Source organism: Streptomyces fildesensis (assembly GCF_016107395.1).
Classification (GTDB): domain Bacteria; phylum Actinomycetota; class Actinomycetes; order Streptomycetales; family Streptomycetaceae; genus Actinacidiphila; species Actinacidiphila fildesensis.
Window position 1 is genome coordinate 86,050 of the sequence record NZ_JAAIKO010000016.1, and the last position, 15,477, is coordinate 101,526.

At 69.6% G+C, this 15,477-nt stretch carries 11 protein-coding genes and 1 pseudogene; 8 read left to right on the forward strand and 4 right to left on the reverse strand.

Annotation, left to right across the window (positions count from 1 at the left end; genetic code table 11):
• Positions 1–33 precede the first annotated feature (33 nt).
• Positions 34–420, reverse strand: coding sequence for an IclR family transcriptional regulator domain-containing protein (locus C6N31_RS21960; protein ID WP_138351704.1), 387 nt, complete (start codon positions 418–420; stop codon positions 34–36).
• Between the two features lie 94 nt (positions 421–514).
• Positions 515–853: pseudogene (locus tag C6N31_RS46120) on the reverse strand (SpoIIE family protein phosphatase); the annotation flags it as partial.
• Positions 854–1,428: 575 nt separating this feature from the next.
• Between C6N31_RS46120 and C6N31_RS21970 the strand changes: the two are divergent.
• The 7 genes from C6N31_RS21970 (at position 1,429) to C6N31_RS46940 (ending at position 11,895) form a co-directional block, all read left to right on the forward strand.
• The gene (locus C6N31_RS21970) at positions 1,429–4,224 is read left to right on the forward strand and encodes a CHAT domain-containing protein (RefSeq protein ID WP_198358011.1); all 2,796 of its coding nucleotides are present in this window, start codon (positions 1,429–1,431) and stop codon (positions 4,222–4,224) included.
• Positions 4,225–4,231: 7 nt separating this feature from the next.
• Positions 4,232–4,891: a DUF6338 family protein gene (locus C6N31_RS21975; RefSeq protein WP_138351702.1), complete on the forward strand. Its 660-nt coding sequence runs from the start codon at positions 4,232–4,234 to the stop codon at positions 4,889–4,891.
• Between the two features lie 205 nt (positions 4,892–5,096).
• Complete coding sequence (locus tag C6N31_RS21980) at positions 5,097–7,001, forward strand: AAA family ATPase (protein WP_198358012.1); 1,905 nt, start codon at positions 5,097–5,099, stop codon at positions 6,999–7,001.
• Entirely contained in the window at positions 6,998–9,289 is a 2,292-nt protein-coding gene (locus C6N31_RS21985) for a serine/threonine-protein kinase (RefSeq protein WP_138351700.1), read from the forward strand. Before C6N31_RS21980 ends, C6N31_RS21985 begins: the two co-directional genes overlap by 4 nt.
• A gap of 11 nt (positions 9,290–9,300) precedes the next feature.
• On the forward strand, positions 9,301–10,578 hold the full coding sequence (locus C6N31_RS21990) for a hypothetical protein (RefSeq protein WP_198358013.1): 1,278 nt from the start codon (positions 9,301–9,303) through the stop codon (positions 10,576–10,578).
• Position 10,579: 1 nt separating this feature from the next.
• On the forward strand, positions 10,580–11,236 hold the full coding sequence (locus tag C6N31_RS21995) for a 4Fe-4S single cluster domain-containing protein (RefSeq protein WP_198358014.1): 657 nt from the start codon (positions 10,580–10,582) through the stop codon (positions 11,234–11,236).
• Positions 11,237–11,460: 224 nt separating this feature from the next.
• On the forward strand, positions 11,461–11,895 hold the full coding sequence (locus C6N31_RS46940; RefSeq protein ID WP_381587058.1) for an FHA domain-containing protein: 435 nt from the start codon (positions 11,461–11,463) through the stop codon (positions 11,893–11,895).
• A 143-nt stretch (positions 11,896–12,038) separates the two neighbouring features.
• Here C6N31_RS46940 and C6N31_RS22005 read toward each other — a convergent pair whose 3' ends face one another.
• A complete protein-coding gene (locus tag C6N31_RS22005) occupies positions 12,039–12,431 on the reverse strand; it encodes a tetratricopeptide repeat protein (protein ID WP_187144682.1) in 393 nt (130 codons plus the stop codon).
• Positions 12,432–12,701: 270 nt separating this feature from the next.
• Complete coding sequence (locus tag C6N31_RS22010; RefSeq protein WP_198358016.1) at positions 12,702–13,961, reverse strand: hypothetical protein; 1,260 nt, start codon at positions 13,959–13,961, stop codon at positions 12,702–12,704.
• A 194-nt stretch (positions 13,962–14,155) separates the two neighbouring features.
• Between C6N31_RS22010 and C6N31_RS22015 the strand changes: the two genes are divergently transcribed.
• Positions 14,156–15,454 (forward strand): NucA/NucB deoxyribonuclease domain-containing protein, encoded by a 1,299-nt coding sequence (locus C6N31_RS22015; protein WP_138351694.1) that lies wholly within the window; start codon positions 14,156–14,158, stop codon positions 15,452–15,454.
• The last annotated feature ends 23 nt before the right edge of the window (positions 15,455–15,477 follow it).

Here is a 15,477-nt window from a genome sequence, read left to right on the forward strand (position 1 = left end):
CAGGACCGCCTAGGGTCGCTGCGCGGTCGGCTCTCACCGGCCGCGCAGACCGGCGCTGATCGCCCTGCCGGTCAGGCGGACGGCGTCGGCAAGGTGTTCCAGGTTCTGTGCGGGATCGGTCAGGACGCACAAGGAGGCCACCGGGACACCGCCCGCGCTGTGCAGAGGCACGGCCACACAGCACACCCCCGCGGTCACCTCCTCCTGGTCGAACGCGACACCGTGGTCCCGGATCTCCGCCGCCTCCCGGCGCCAGGCCGCAGGGAGCGGGTCGATCGGGAGGGCGGGGTGTGCTCCGGACACAAGGACCTTTCCCGCCGCGGTGAACCACAGCAGGGGCGTACCCCTTCGGGGCGGAGCCAGGGCATGGTCCCCGCCGGAGGCCCAGTGCATGACGAGGGTCTGTCCTTCCCACAGCACGCTGATCCCCACTGTCGTGCCGGCGACTGCCGCCAGGCGGCGGACGCCAGTTCCCGTGCGACGTTGCCCAAGGGGCGGCGGGGAAGCTGACCAGGAGCAGGGTCACGTCGTCGGCGTAGGCGGCGGTGTCCGGCAACAGCCCACGGACCACGAGGTCCGCAATCTCATCCAGGTTGGCGGTGACGGTGAAGGCGCGGTGCAGGGAGGCAGTCAGCAGGTTGAGCTGAAGCTCCATGTCGCTGCTCGGGGTCTCCACCAGTCCGCCGGTATACAGGGCCGAGGTCGCGTCGGGATGGTTGGGAAAGCACATCTGTTCGTGGGGTACCCCGCCAACGCCCAGGGGGACGCTGACCGGCACGGGCAGTTCTCCGCGCCGGCGGGGTAACAGGTGGGGATCTCGTTCGGGTAAGCGTCCCGTCGTGTGGCACCCCATGGCGCCTGCTCCGATTCGAACGCCTCAGCGAGTGGGGCAAATCTTGCTGAAACCGTAAGTAGTAAGAAATGTCGTAAGACATAAGGATCTTGAAATCGTCAGTAGCCTGCTCTCAGGTGGCTGACTGTCGGCCGCGCCATTCGGGGGGCGGTTGACGTATGCGTGTTTCTGGAGACATCCCTCCGCGAGACAGCTTCGTTCCGTGCCATGACGTGGACCGAGCGGTTGCCGCGGATGTGCGGACTCTGCGAGTTGCCGGCACCGCCTTGCAGCCACGGTGTATCGCGCTCGGAAATCTCGCGATCTCGCTGTACTCCCGTCACCGCTGTCAGGGCGACCGGCAGGATCTGGACACCGCGATAGAGCACTTACGTACGGTGCTCAGACTCCTGCCGCCCGGTCATCCCGAACAGGACACCGCCCAAGGAAACCTGGCGATGATGCTGGCGGCGCGCGGCACTCGCGGTGATCTGGAGGATGCCGTGGCCCTGTGGCGGCGCGGGCTTGCGCGGACGCGGCGCGGGAGCCACGAGTGGGCTCTGGCCTGTGGGCAGTTGGCCCAAGGATTGTACGAGATGTTCACCGCCGAGGGCGATGTGTCGGAGCTGGATGAGGCGGAACGACTCCTCGGCGGAGCGCTGGGACTTCTGCCGCGCACAGGTCGGGGTGACGTTCTGCGCGGCAACTACGCGATCGTGCTGTCGACCCGGCACCAGGTCGTACGGCCCGACCCCGGAGGTCTCGACCGGGCCATCGGGATTTTTGAGGATCTGATACGGCGCAAGGCTGACCCGTCCGCCCCGGAACTTCCGGGCTGGGCCGCCACCCATCTGGCACAGGCCCTCGTCAACCGCTATACCGACCGCAGTGATCCGGCGGATCTCGCCCGGGCGAGGGAACTGGGAAGTCCACCCGATGGATCCACCGTCCCCGGCTCCCGGCTTGCCGCCAGCGCGGCGATCGGAGCGGACATCCAGGCGACGGTCGCGATGTACGAATACCTGACGGATGCCCGGCAGGCGGATGTGGACCAGGCAATCCACGATCAGCAGCGAGCTGTCGACCAGAGCGGTGACGATCCTGTCCGGCGCGGGCCCACCGTGATCAATCTGGCGACGACCCTGGCCATGCGACATTACGCGCGCAGGGATGCCGCTCCCACGCACCCCTCCGCGGGCTCCGGAGACATCGCCACCGATCTGACCCGGGCGCTGGAACTGCTGCGGGGACTCCGCACGGCCGATACGCCGGTACCGTACCGGGGAGGGGCCATGGCGCTGCACGGCATGCTGCTCATGGACCGCTACATGACCGATCCGGGCCGGTACGCGGCCGACCCGGCCATGGCCGACCAACTCCTCAGCTCCGCACTCGAGTTGCCGATGGACTACCGCAGCAGGATCGGTGCGAGGCTACGGTTGGCTTACTCCCGACTGGCCATCGCCCATTCCACCGGCGACGCGAACGGCCTGGATGCCGCGGTGGCCCTGATGCGCGGAGCTGTCAGCGACATACCGCCCCAGTCGCCGCTGCACGCCGGCGCGCTGGGCTGCCTGGCCGACGTGCTGCAGACACGTGCGCAGACGACCGGAATGCCCGAGCACCAGCGAGAAGGCACCGAACTGTGCCGGGAGATCTGCCGCAACGACGCGGACTCCGATCGGGCCGCGGTGTATCTGGCCGCCAGGGGATGGGCGCAGTGGGCATGGAGGCGCGGGGCGATGGACGAAGTCGCCGAGGCGGGCCGCATCGCGTTACCGCTGCTGTACGACATCGCCGCGCTCCAACTGGGCCGGGAGGGCAAGGCCGTACCTCTGCGCCAGGCCGACCGGCTCTCCGCGCGCACGGCGTTCGCCCTTGTCGCGGTGGGCCAGAGCGCCGCGGCCGCGATCGCGCTCGAGACCGGCCGGGCGCTGATGCTCGGAGAGGTCATGCAGCGCGAACACCCCGATCTGCTCAGCCTGATGGACAGCGACTACCACAATCTCGTATCCCGTTTCCGCCGGGCGGCGGAACGGTTGACCTCGGTCGAACGCCGATTGCTGTTCGGCCCGCAGGACGCACCGGTGATCGACGGTGCGCGGGAGTCGTACCGGGCTCGGCTGGACGAGATGGACGACGTCGTCCAGGACATCCGCAGACTGCCGGGCTTCGGGACGTTCCTCCGCCCGCCCGCCCTGGCGGACCTGACGGGCACGGCCGCATCGTGCCGGAGCACGCTGGTCTACCTGGCGGCCACCGACAGGGGAGGCGTGGCGCTGGTCGTTCCTCGCACCGCGGCCGTTCCCCCCGCCGCACGTACGCGCACGGGTCCGGGTACGGAAGTGACGGCTGTCCCGCTTCCCCGGCTGACCACCGACTTCGAGCAGTCGTCGGTGGCGGCTCTCCGCCTCGCCCTCGAGCGGGACGTCGAGCACGGCGACCGGGACGCAGCAGAACGGTCCATGGACGAACTGACCGGCCGACTGTGGAAGTCGGTGATGGAGCCCGTGGTTCAGGCGGTCGGATCCGGTACGGACATGGTCCTGATACCCGACGGCCCCCTGGGGACGCTGCCGCTGCATGCCGCCGCATACCCCGACCCCAGCGCGCCGACGGGGCGGCGCTTCGTCATCGACGACCTGCCGGTGGCCATGGCCCCCAGTGCCCGCACCCTGAGCATCGCGGTGGCCCGCACTCCGGCGCCGGTCCACCGAGTCCTCGCCGTACGCGATCCACGCCCCAGCAGCGAAGTACTTCTGCCGGGCGCCGTCTCCGAGATCGAGCGGATCCGGGACGTCCTGCCGCCGAGCGTGCGGGTCCTTGAACTCCACGGCGCCGCGGCCACCCGGCAGGGCGTCCAGCAAGCCCTGGTCGACGTGCAGATCTGCCACTTCGCGTGCCACGCCCACGCGTACCCCGACCGGCCCCTGGACGGGGGACTGAGCCTGGCCGGCGACGCGTCCCTGACCGTGCGGGACATGTTCGCGATGCCGTCCATCTCCGCCCGGCTGGCGGTGCTGTCGGCCTGTGACAGCGGCCGGTTCGACGAGACCCTGCCGGAGGAGGTCGTCGGGCTCGCGACGGGCTTCTTCCAGGCAGGCTTTGCAGCGGTCCTCGCCGCGCTGTGGCCGCTGGAGGACGCACCGGCCGCCGCGCAGATGGCGCTGACCTACCGGCACTGGCTCAGCGACGGCATGTCACTTCCCGCGGCGGTCCGCAGTGCCATGGTGTGGATCCGGGACAGCACCAACGGGCAGAAGGCCGCGGCGTTCCCCGAACTCGACTTCGCCCCCGGGGACCCGGCCGCGACGGCTGACGCCGAGTGGCTCAGCACCAGGGACCACAGCAGCCCGCTGGTATGGGCCGCCTTCGTCTGCCTGGGGATCTGAGGGACCCATGGACTCGTTGGAGGCACTGCTCGCCACGCTGCTCGGCATCATGCCCGGGGCCTTGTACACCTGGGAACTGGAGAAGCAGGCGGGTGCGTGGGGCACGGGAGTCTCGGACCGTGTCCTGCGGTTCCTGGGCGTGTCAGTGCTGTTCCATCTGCTACTCGCTCCGCTGTCGTGGTGGCTGGTCCAGCAGGACCGGCATGGGTCGCTGCGCGCCGGCACCTTCCCGTGGGAGCTGTGGCCGGCCGTCGCCGTGTATGCCTTGCTGCCGGCTGTGCTCGGCCACGCGGTGGGTGTCGCGACCCGCCGCCGGCGCGCCTGGTCGCGTTGGCTGACCGGCCCGGCACCCGCCCCGCGCGCCTGGGACCAGGTGTTTTCCCAGGAGGGAAGTATCTGGCTGCGGATCCGGCTGAAGGATCCCGGCGGTGGGGACGGCGGATGGTTCGCCGGCGCGTTCGCCCCGGCCCGCCGTGGTCCGCATTCCTACGCGTCCGGGTTTCCGCACGACCAGGACCTCTACCTGGCCGAAACCGTGGAGGTCGACCCGGCGACGGGACGTATCCGCCTGGTGGACGGCCGGCCGAAGTTCCGAGATGTCGGCGTACTGATGCGGTGGGAGGAGATCGCCTACGCCGAGGTGATGTCCGGTGAGGGGGAGTTATGAACGATGAAGAGACAAGCGGGCCGCCCGTACCCGAGGAGGGGCCCGTACGGCGCCGCCGCGTGGTGCTCCGACGAGGGGGACACAGCCCCACGGGACCCACGGCGGCGAACATGTCCGGGCTGCCGGCCTCGGTGACCGTATCCGACCCGCCCACGGTGCCCGCGCCCCAGGCACCCGACGACGCCGACGACGAGGGGTCCGCCACATGACCACCGGCGCCCGGGCTCCGCTCCTGGCCAAGGACTCCGGCCAGGGCGATCCCGCAGACGGCGACCGCTACGCGGGGCGCCATGTGCCCGCTTGGCTCCGGGAGACCAGCACCTGTTTCCTGACCAATCCGCAGCTTGTGCTGTACGGCAACATCCGCGACCGCTATCTGGTGCCCGACCAGGCGTCCTGGCGACTGCCCGACGTCCGGGAGGCCCTGTGGTGGCTGATGGAACCGCTGGGCTATCGCTTCCTGCTGGTCGCCGATCCCGTCGACGGACTTCAGGTGCTGCCCTCCGGTGACGAAGCGGTCCTGGAGAGCGCCACGGCGCTGGCCGGAGTCTCGCTCGGCAACGGCAGGCCCCTGAGTCTGGACAGCCTCCTGGGTGTGGTGCGCGCCGTGGCCGGCAGCAAGGACACCAAGGTCGGCATCATGGTCGACTACGCCTCGCGCCTGGTACGTGACGTCCGCCAGCTTTCCCCGGAGGAACACTACTTCTTCGCCGCGTGCGAGAAGCTTTCCCACACCTCGCAGCCGGTGCGGCTGCCGGACCGCCAGGCGACCCCGCGCTACAACCCGGTGCTGTGGGTGGCGAACAACGACCGGGACCTCCCGGCCTGGTTCACCGCCGACTCGATGGCGGTGCGGCGGATCGCCGTGCCGCTTCCTGACCTCGGGGACCGCAAGATGGCCGCCGAACTGCTCTCCCAGGGGCTCGCCTCGCAGCTGCCCGGCGGCAGCGCCCCGGACGACATCGCCTACCGGTTCGCCGAGCAGACCGAGTCCCTGACCATCCGCAGCATGATGGAGATCGTCCGGCTGGCACGTACCAGCGAAGGCGCTGTCGACTCGATCGAGGCAGCGGCACGCTGCTACCGGGTGGGGATCTCCGACAACCCGTGGAGCAAGCCTTTCCTGCGGGAGCGCCTCAACACCGCCGCCGAGCGGATCGGGAGACGGGTCCGCGGCCAGGACGAGGCCATCGGGCAGTCCGTCGACATCATCATCCGCTCCGTCATGGGACTTTCGGGTGCGCAGGCCGCCTCGAACGCCTCAAGACCGCGCGGGGTGCTGTTCTTCGCCGGGCCCACCGGGGTGGGGAAGACCGAACTGGCGAAGTCGCTGACCGAGCTGATCTTCGGGGACGAGCGGGCCTACATCCGCTTCGACATGACCGAGTTCTCCGAAGAACACTCCGCGGCGCGGCTGATCGGTGCTCCCCCCGGGTACATCGGCCACGACGCGGGCGGTGAACTCACCAACTCCGTCCGCGAGCGGCCGTTCAGCCTCATCCTCTTCGACGAGATCGAGAAGGCCCACCCGCGGATCCTGGACAAGTTCCTGCAGATCCTGGACGACGGCAGGCTCACCGACAGCACCGGCTCCACGGTGTACTTCTCCGAAGCCGTCCTGGTGTTCACCTCCAACCTCGGAATGTCCGTGATCGACGAGCGGGGCATGCCGGTGCAGAACGTCACCCCCGATGACACCCGAGAGGACCTCGTCAGCCGGATCTCCGCGGCCGTCAAGGAGCACATCGCGGAGGAGCTGAACCGTCCGGAACTGCTCAACCGGCTGGGCGACAACATCGTGGTGTTCAACTTCATCGACCCCGTCGCCGCCCAGGAGATCTTCGACCAGCTCATCCAGCGCATCTGCACCCTGGTGGAGAAGGAGCGGAAGGTGAAGCTGACCCTCGCCCCCGAAGCCCGGCAGACGCTGTTGGCAGCCGCCACGGCGGACATCGCCTTCGGCGGCCGGGGCATCGGGTCGGTGCTCGAGATGGCGCTGATCAATCCGCTGGCCCGGGCCTTGTTCGCGCAGGGCTACCATCTGGCGCCCGAGCAGTGCATCACCGACGTCGCGCGCCGTTCGGCAGGCTGGCAGGTGACGCTGCGATGACCACACCGCGGGACCCTCGCGAGGCGCTGCGGACCCGGCTGGAGAACACACCGCAGGTCCCCGCCGAGGCGCTGCGTACGCGCCTGGAACCGGGACCTTCGGAGCCGTCCGCCGAACCGGAGATGCTCACCGTCCTTCCGAGACAACTGGCTGCCCGCTTCCGGCTGCTGAGTGAACTCCCGGCCGCGGGAGCGGAAGCGAACCTGATGGTCGTCGCGGACGACCAGGGTCGTGAACTCGTCGCGAAGATCTACCGGCGCAGCGGCCAGCAGGCGTCGCGCCAGGTGTGGGCTGAGATCCCACGGCTGGCCAACCCCTATATCGTGCGGGTGCTGGAGACCGGTGAGGCTGGGCAGCGCGACTTCGAACTGATGGAGTACGTCCGCGGCGGCAACCTCGCTCAGTTCGTGGGACACACCGCAGTTGGCGACCCAGCGGCGCTGGTCACCGAGATGGTGCGACAGATCTCCTCGGCGCTGTCCGCCCTGCATGGCGTCGGCATCATCCACCAGGACCTGAAACCGGAGAACGTTCTCGTCCGGTCCCGCAGCCCCTTGGACCTCGCGCTCTCCGACTTCGGCGTGAGCAGGGTGCTCGATCAGACCCGGGCCGAGGCCACGGCCGCGGGGACCCTGGCCTATCTCGCCCCCGAACTGCTGCTGAGCAGCGGCGGCCAGACCTCGCGAGCCCGCGACTGGTGGGCACTGGGCATGATGGCCCGCGAACTCCTCTTGGGCCAGAGGCCTTTCGAGGACATGGTCAAGCCGGCCATCGACGCCGCTGTCATGCTCCGCGGCATCGACCTTGACGGCGTGACCGATCCCCGTCTGCGGATGCTGTGCGCCGGCCTGCTCACCCGTGATCCCGAAGACCGGTGGGGCGCCTCCCAGGTCGAAAGCTGGCTCGCCGGTGGAAGCCCCGTGGTCGCCTACACCGCACCGCCCGCCGGACCGCACCGCACCAAGGACACCCTGCCCCTGGTCCTGCGCTCGGTCCGCTACACCACGCCGGAAGACCTGGCCACCGCCTTGTGCGAGAAGGATGTGTGGAACGCGGCGGCCCGCAGCTACTTCACCGGCATGGGGCCCGCCCACCAGCCGTCCGAGGGATGGCGCGCGCTGCGTAGGTGGCTCCGACAGTTCGACGACCCCGACCAGTACGACGTGGAGGAGCTGCAGGACCTCGTCGATCACCAGCTCACCGACCCGTCCCTGGGTCCTGATGCGCGGGTCCTCCGGCTGCTCCGCACGCTCGCTCCGCAGACCCCGGCCATGTGCCGCGGACTGCGCATCGACCGCGAAAACCTCCTGGTGATCGCCCGGCACGCTCTGGCCGCACCGACCGCCGCCGACGACAACCTCCAACTCGTCGAGGCCCTGTGGCACCAGAACCTCCTGGCGGAACTGTCGGCCTGCCCGGCATCCTCCGAACTCGGCCGCATCAACACCGCCTGGCACGCGGACCACCAAAGCAGCGGGCAGGTACTCGGGGGACTGCGGCAGTCGGTTCCCCCGGCCGCCCAGCAGACGCTGTCGGCCGCACCGGACGCCCGCACGGTGCTCGCTCCGCTGCTGTGTCTGCTCCTGGGCACCCAGGAGGATGCCACCGGGCTGTGGATGCAACTCGACCAGGTCTCCACCAGGACGGCCGCCGTCGGCTGGTTCACCGTCGCCCGCGGACAGGCCGGCGGCGGTCATGGGGCGCTGGTCGCGCTGCGCCAACTCGTTCCGGCCGCGCTCGCCGAGACCGAGCAGACCGAGCGGCGGATCGCCGCGGCCGAAGCCACCCGCCGCGCGCAGGCAGCCCACTGGGCGTATCTGGAGACCCAACGGACCTCCACCGACGCGGTGTCAGCGGCCACCGTACGAGCGGTGGGATCGCTGGCCCTGTACGGGCTGGGCATGGTGGTCCTGGCCATGCTTGGTGCCCAGGCCTTCGACACCGCCGAAACAGCGCTGCCCAGCCTGGTCATCGGGGTGGTCATGCTTCTGATCCAGATCGTGCTGGAGGTCGCCCTGGCACGGGAAGTCGGCGCGGAGTACGCCCGCGGATACACCCTCTTCAGCCAGGCGGGCAGCGGATTCCGCCGCGCAGGCCAGCACAGAGGCGCCGGTTACGGCTGCCTCGTCATCATCCTCGCGCCCGTCGTCCTGTCCGTGCTCGTCACCATCCCCGCCGTGATCTACGCGGTGCTGCTGACCTATCACCTGCGGTCCCTGTCACGAAGACGAGCGCTGTGGAGGGGCCGCTACGCCGCGGCGTACGCCAGGGTCGTGAGCCAGCGATGAGCGGAGGGTCCGTGATTGGCCTCGCGGCGCCGCTGGCAGTCGGCGCCGTTCTGGGATACGCCGCAGGCGCGGCGGTATCGGTCGCCCTGAGCGCAGGGCTGACAGCGGTGGGCGCGACCATGGAACGGCGTCAGCACCACTGGGACCAGCAGCGGTGCGCGGAGGCCGTCTGGGAGGAGGCCGTCGCCGAAGTGCTCGCCCGCAACGCCCGGATCGAGGTGACCGGCGCAGCCCTGAGCGCCTACGGGCACCTGCCGCATCGGCTGCCGGGGCCACTGGCACTGTCTCGCCAGCAGATCCACGAACTGCGCGCCTGGTGCGCGGCAGCGGACCAGGCCCTGGCCGTGGCGGAGAACCTGCTGATGGAGCAGGACGCCCGGCAAGCCGCCGCCTGGCTGACAACCGGACCGGCCCAAGGGGAACGTCCGGCTCCCGCGGCACCCCACCCCGCCACCGGGCCCGCCCGCGACCGCCACCGCAACGAGCATGCCGTAGACCCCGCGGCCGATGAACGTGAATCCGCGGTACGGGCCGTACGCCGTCTGCCGCCGGCGGTGCCCCATGCGGAACGCCTGCGCATCACGGCGGCAGCGGCTCGCGTATGCGCCGCGACCACGGCCATCGAAGCCCGTAACCGACTGGACGACCTGCGCAGGCGCGTGGATCTGGCCCGGGCGGAGTCCCAGCGGCGGATGGCAGACGCCCAGGACGCCGCCGCGTTCCTCCAGGTCCTCAGCCACGTCCAGGACCAGGAGGCCGCTCCGCTGCGGGAAACCCTTCAGGCGGTCGTACGCGCCGAACAACCCCTGGAATCTGCCCTGCGCCAGGCGGCCGTGCACTGGGCGGAGACGGTACGCGACGTCGCGGAACAGCACCACGTACGGCAGGTACTCATCGAGTCGCTGCAGGAGATGGGCTATGAGGTCTCCGGGGACTTCTCCACCGTCACCGTCGAGCAGGGGGCGTTCGCCGTTTCCCATGCGTCCTGGCGTGAACACGAGGTCCGCATGGTCCTTGATGACGACAGTCGTGAGCTGCGTGCCGTGGTGGTCCGTACAGGCGGCACACGGAGTATGAACAGCGCACGCGCCGACGTCGAACGCGAGGAGCAGTGGTGCGGCAGCCTGGAACACCTGCAGAGCCAGCTGGCCGAGCAGGGCGTGGGTGTGGCCGTCCGTACTCTGACCGTCCCCGGGACACGGCCGACACCCATGACCAACACTCTCAAGACCAGCGACCACGACCAGCAGACCACCGACACCGGCCATGCAGAGCAGCAAGGACGATGACATGACGCGTATCGCGGTGAACCGACTGCACCATCCCGTCAGCGTGCTCGGCCATGGCGTCCGCGCCGGTGTGTGGGTCCAGGGCTGCACGCTGGCCTGCCCGGGATGCATGTCCCGCGACACGTGGGAGCCCGAGCCGGACTCCGAGGTGGAGGTGGGGGCGGTGCTCGACTGGGTGAGCCGGCTCCCCGGTCCGCTGGACGGCATCACCGTGTCCGGCGGTGAGCCCTTCCAGCAGAGCGGCCCGCTCACCGAACTCCTGGCGGGCCTGAAGGAACTCGCCGCCTCCAGCGCGGTTCGGTGCGATCTGCTGGTCTTCTCCGGCTACGCGTGGGCCGGACTGCGCGACGGCGCCCGCCACCAGGCGGCGCTGGCGCTGTGCGACGCGGTCGTAACGGGCCCTTACGTGGCCCGCCGCAACACGGGCAGTCCGCTGCGCGGCTCCGACAACCAGCAGGTCGTCACCCTGACTCCGCTGGGCCACGAGCGCTACGGCCCCGCTGCGCTCGCCCACTACGCACAACGCCGCATCCAGGCAACGACGAACGGCAGCGAACTGCGCATGATCGGGATCCCGCAATCCGGAGACCTGGCCCGATGGAAGGCCGCCGCCGAGGCCAAAGGCGTGGCATGGACGGGGACATCATGGAGCGCCTGACCTGCGCCCGATGCGGATCCGATGTGGGCGCTGACGAGGTGGCCTGCCCGGAATGCTCGGCCATGCTCACCACACAGGGCACGGTCCTCGTGGTCCCCGGCGGCGTGACCACCGGGATGCCGGTCCTGCCGCAGGGGAATCCCGGTCCCACCGCGGCACCGATGCCGGAGCACACTACCTGCCCGTACTGCCAAGCACCGGTCGCCCCGGGCGACCCGGTCTGCATGAAGTGCGTCAGGGAACTGCCTTCCACACGCTCGGATGCCGGCGATGCCTTGCGCACGACTTTGGAACCCCGCGCTTCAACACTGCACCTGAGCTTCACCACCGGAAGCGTCTCGGTACAGCCTGGACAGGAGGTCACGCTGGGACGGGACCCCCGTCACACGTCAGCATCTCCCCGACTCGCAGCCTTCGACAACGTTTCCCGTACGCACGCAACCGTCGGCCTGACCCGGGAAGGTGCTGCTTGGCTTCGTGACGAAGGATCCGCCAACGGCACCTGGGCCGACGAAGAACCGGTGCCGGCAGGCGAGATACGCCCGCTCCACGACGGCAGCGTGATCCGACTGGCCTCCAACGTCAGGGCCGGGGTCCGGCTCTACGCAAGCGCCTCGCCCGCGCAAGCACACAGATCAGCGGGTGCGGACTCCCAGTGAGCCCTGGTGCCGAGGGCGCGGATGCCGAACAGGCCGCGGAACTCACATAGTGGTCGGGTCGGGTCGGGGCATGGCACCTGGCACGAACGGGCGCGGGACGCCGCGCCGGTCCCCGCGCCCGTACGAGAGATGGCGACGATTGTTCACGTCTCCCATGGCTTTGCGGGCGATCCGTCAGCTGCTAGTCCGAACCGCCTCATCCGCCGCGCACCCTCCTCGTCACCTCCCCGCTCCCGGAACGCCGCCATGTCAAACAGGGTCTGGGCGTATCCGGCATCGATCGCCTGCCGGTGCAGACCTTCCGCTTCCTGCGGGTCCCCGGCCTCCCAACGCAATCGCGCCAGTTCTCCCAGGGCGTGGTGGTAGCCGGCGTCGGCAGATCTCCGGTACAGCCTTTCCGCTCCCTGCAGGTCACCGGCCTCCTCCCGCAACCCGGCAAGGTCACCGAGGGAATCGGAACATCCTGCGTCGATGGCCTGCTGGTGCAGCCGCTCCGCTCCTTGAAGGTTGCCGGCCTCCTGGCGCGATCGCGCCAAGTCCCCTAGGGCCTGTCTGATGGGCCGGTGACGAACCGAGACGAGAACTCGTTGGCCACTGCCAACAGGCCTTGTATACGCACGGTTTGACTCGCCTCTGTCGTCGGGTTGAAGCGCGCACCACCCTGGCAGGGGTTCGCCGCATGCAGCAGGGGACGTTCAGCCGCGGGCCCCGGTCCCCGAGGTCGGGCTCGGGGTAGAGACGCGGAAGGCCCCGCACGGAACCGGCCGGGGGTCACGTGTGGGGCCGCGCTCACGGAGTGGGGGCGGTCAGACTGCGGTCAGGGTGTACGTACCCGTACCGTCCGGCCGGCCGCTGGAGTACTGGCGGATCAACTCCCCGTCCGCGTAACGGTCGTGGCCCATCATGGAGCCGGTGTACTTGTTCTGTAGACCGATCTTCGAGCTGCCGGGTACGTCGCGGTAGATGTAGAACCGCTGGAGGTCGTCCTCCCCGCAGGTGGCCGTCGTCAGGTAGGCCTGCTCCTGGTTGGCGATGTTCGCCGGGACGGTCGCGCATCCGCCGTTGCCCCAGTTCCACAGGGACGCTTCGATGACTCCGTTGTTCTCCGTGACGTTGCACAGGCGCCAGTTGTCCAGGTGGGCGCTGAAGAAGTTGGATTCGCGCAGGCGGATGCCGTCGTTGGCGAGGAGCGGTGCGCTCCAGTTCAGGGGCTTGCCGGGGACGTCGATCCTGTAGACGGCGGGTTGGCAGTCCAGGGCGGCCCGCGTGTTGGGGGCCGGGCTCCCGGTGGCCTTCACGCTCTTCTCAGCCTTGGCGGCTGCTTCGTGCCCGGCCTTGGCGGCCTCGGCCTTCGCCGAGGGGACCGGCCCAGCCGGGTGTTTCGCGATGGCGGCGGGCGAGCCGCAGTCGAGGAGGTCCTGTGCCTTGCGCATGATGCTGTTGGCGGGGACCTTGTCCTCGCAGCGCACCGCGCCTTCCTCGAGGGTGGTGAAGGTGGTGTAGCTGCCGGTGTCGGGGCCCTCGGTCCACTTCAACGCCCAGCTGCCGTCGCCCTGTTGGGTGCGGTTGCAGTTGAGGCTGCCGTAGGTGCCGGTGACCTTCTTGGTGCCCTCGTAGAGCCCGTAGTAGCCGGGCTGGTAGAAGTCCCAGGTGATGGACTTGTTGGTGCTGCTGGTGGTGGTGTAGTTGACCTGGACGTTCAGGCCGAGGCTCGCGCCGACGGTGCCGAGGGCCTCGACGGCGAAGCTGCCCTGAACGCTGCCGTTGACGCCCACGGAGACCGAAATGGTTTCCTGGACGTTGGTGGAGATGGTCTGGGTACCGGTTGAGCCCTGGGTGACGTACCAGCCCTTGAAGTGGGTGATGGCCGGGGACACTTCGGTGGACTTGATGACCGGGTGGCGGGTACCGAGATCGGCTGCGGTGCAGGTCTGGCCGGGCTGGATCGTCTGCCCGGAGGCGGCCGGGGTAGCGGCGGCCGGGGTGGCGGCCAGGCCCACGGCGGCCGTCGCGGTGGCTATGAGCGCTCCGAGCCCTCTGCCCAGGCGGTTTCTTGTGCGGCGCATCGTTGCTTCCCCCTGTGTGTGGTCTGTGAGGCGAGTGTGAGGGAAACTAGCGCCGCCGAGGGCGGCAGGTCCATACCACAACTGGCCAATTGCGATCAAGAACTGTCGCGTTCTCGGTTGGCATGAACGGGAGTTGCCAGGTTCCATACCTTCGGTGTGCCCGCCACGGGGCCACCGACGGAAGGGATCACCTTTTGAAACACCTCAGACGCGGCCTGTCGGCGATAGCCGCACTGGTCTTCACCGCATCCCTGTGCGCCGCAGGCACCGCCCCCGCTACCGCCGCTCCGCCCGCCAGCGCGGCCCCGCCCGGTCACGGAACGTGCGTGGCCACCGCCCCCGGTACCCCGCTCCAGCGCCAGGGCACGGCCTGGACGTGCGTGAGGACCACCGACACCGCCCCCGCAGGTGCCGCCGCCCCCACCTCCGCCGCCCTCGCACCAGCGGCCCGCGCCCAGGCCGCCGATCCCAAGCCGAATCCCGGGCTGGGGATGTGTACCGGGACCGATCCCCGCCAGTCCAGCCGCAAGGCCTACTGCGTACGCCACTGGGTCATCTATGAGGCCCTCGGCAAGGACGGGAGCGTAGCCGACCACGCCACGGTGTTCGTCGCGGCGGCGGCGTCCATGGACTCCCAGCCTCAGGCGGCGTGGTCGGAGGACATCATCACCGAGGTCGTCGAGATGACGGAGAAAATGCCCCCCGTCACGATGGCCCTGAGCTCGACCTGCAGTGGCCAGTGCACGTCCGGGTCGTCGGCCTGGGACGGCGCGGCCGTTCGCTTCCGCCGCCTCCACGAGGGCAAGGACGGCACCCTGAGCTACCGCTCGTCCGTGGGCAAGGGCTTCAACACGACGATCCTGCCGACCTACCGCGTGGAGGGGGCCATCCTCAACGGGTCGGGGCCGCCCACGCACATCCGCCCGGAGTGGAACGGCATCGAGGTTCGCTGTGACGATGACTCGGGCAGCTGGCCCGGCTGCATCGTCCCGGGCCACCTGGCCAACGTGACGTTCAGCAAGGCCCGGTACCGGGGGGCGGCCATCGCCTATGAGTGGGCGCAGAAGAACCTGACCGGCAAGTACGGCGACCACGACCACCCGCTGAACCGGTTCACCGACCCTCTCGACCCGAAGAACGACAAACGGCGTGACAAGACCTGTGGCATTGGCGGGCCGAACAAGTTCGTGGGGGGCGCCACCGGTGTCCCCAACGACTCCTGTGACGAGTACCCCTTCGCCGGGTCCTGGCAGGGCGGCAACGACGGGAACCAGTGCGTAGACATCACCCCGCGTGCGGTCGGCGGCGTGTGGGACATCGCGAACGTCACCGTCGACCGGGCCGCCCAGCCCACCCCGCCCTACAACGCGCCCTGCATCCGGGCCCATGTCGACAACAAGGACAACGGTGACGCGGGTCTGGAGTACGGGCGGGCGATACAGTCCGACCGCATCATCGACAGCGAAGCCTTCGAGGTAATCATCGCCCCGTGACCGGGGCGGTGCCGCAGGGCCGC

Excerpts from the sequence above, each read along its gene's own strand:
- C6N31_RS21970 (WP_198358011.1), top strand. The coding sequence starts at position 1,429 with ATGTTCACCGCCGAGGGCGATGTGTCGGAGCTGGATGAGGCGGAACGA.
- C6N31_RS21980 (WP_198358012.1), top strand. The coding sequence starts at position 5,097 with ATGACCACCGGCGCCCGGGCTCCGCTCCTGGCCAAGGACTCCGGCCAG.
- C6N31_RS46940 (WP_381587058.1), top strand. The coding sequence starts at position 11,461 with ATGAAGTGCGTCAGGGAACTGCCTTCCACACGCTCGGATGCCGGCGAT.
- C6N31_RS22010 (WP_198358016.1), bottom strand. The coding sequence starts at position 13,961 with ATGCGCCGCACAAGAAACCGCCTGGGCAGAGGGCTCGGAGCGCTCATA.
- C6N31_RS21995 (WP_198358014.1), top strand. The coding sequence starts at position 10,580 with ATGACGCGTATCGCGGTGAACCGACTGCACCATCCCGTCAGCGTGCTC.
- C6N31_RS21985 (WP_138351700.1), top strand. The coding sequence starts at position 6,998 with ATGACCACACCGCGGGACCCTCGCGAGGCGCTGCGGACCCGGCTGGAG.
- C6N31_RS21975 (WP_138351702.1), top strand. The coding sequence starts at position 4,232 with ATGGACTCGTTGGAGGCACTGCTCGCCACGCTGCTCGGCATCATGCCC.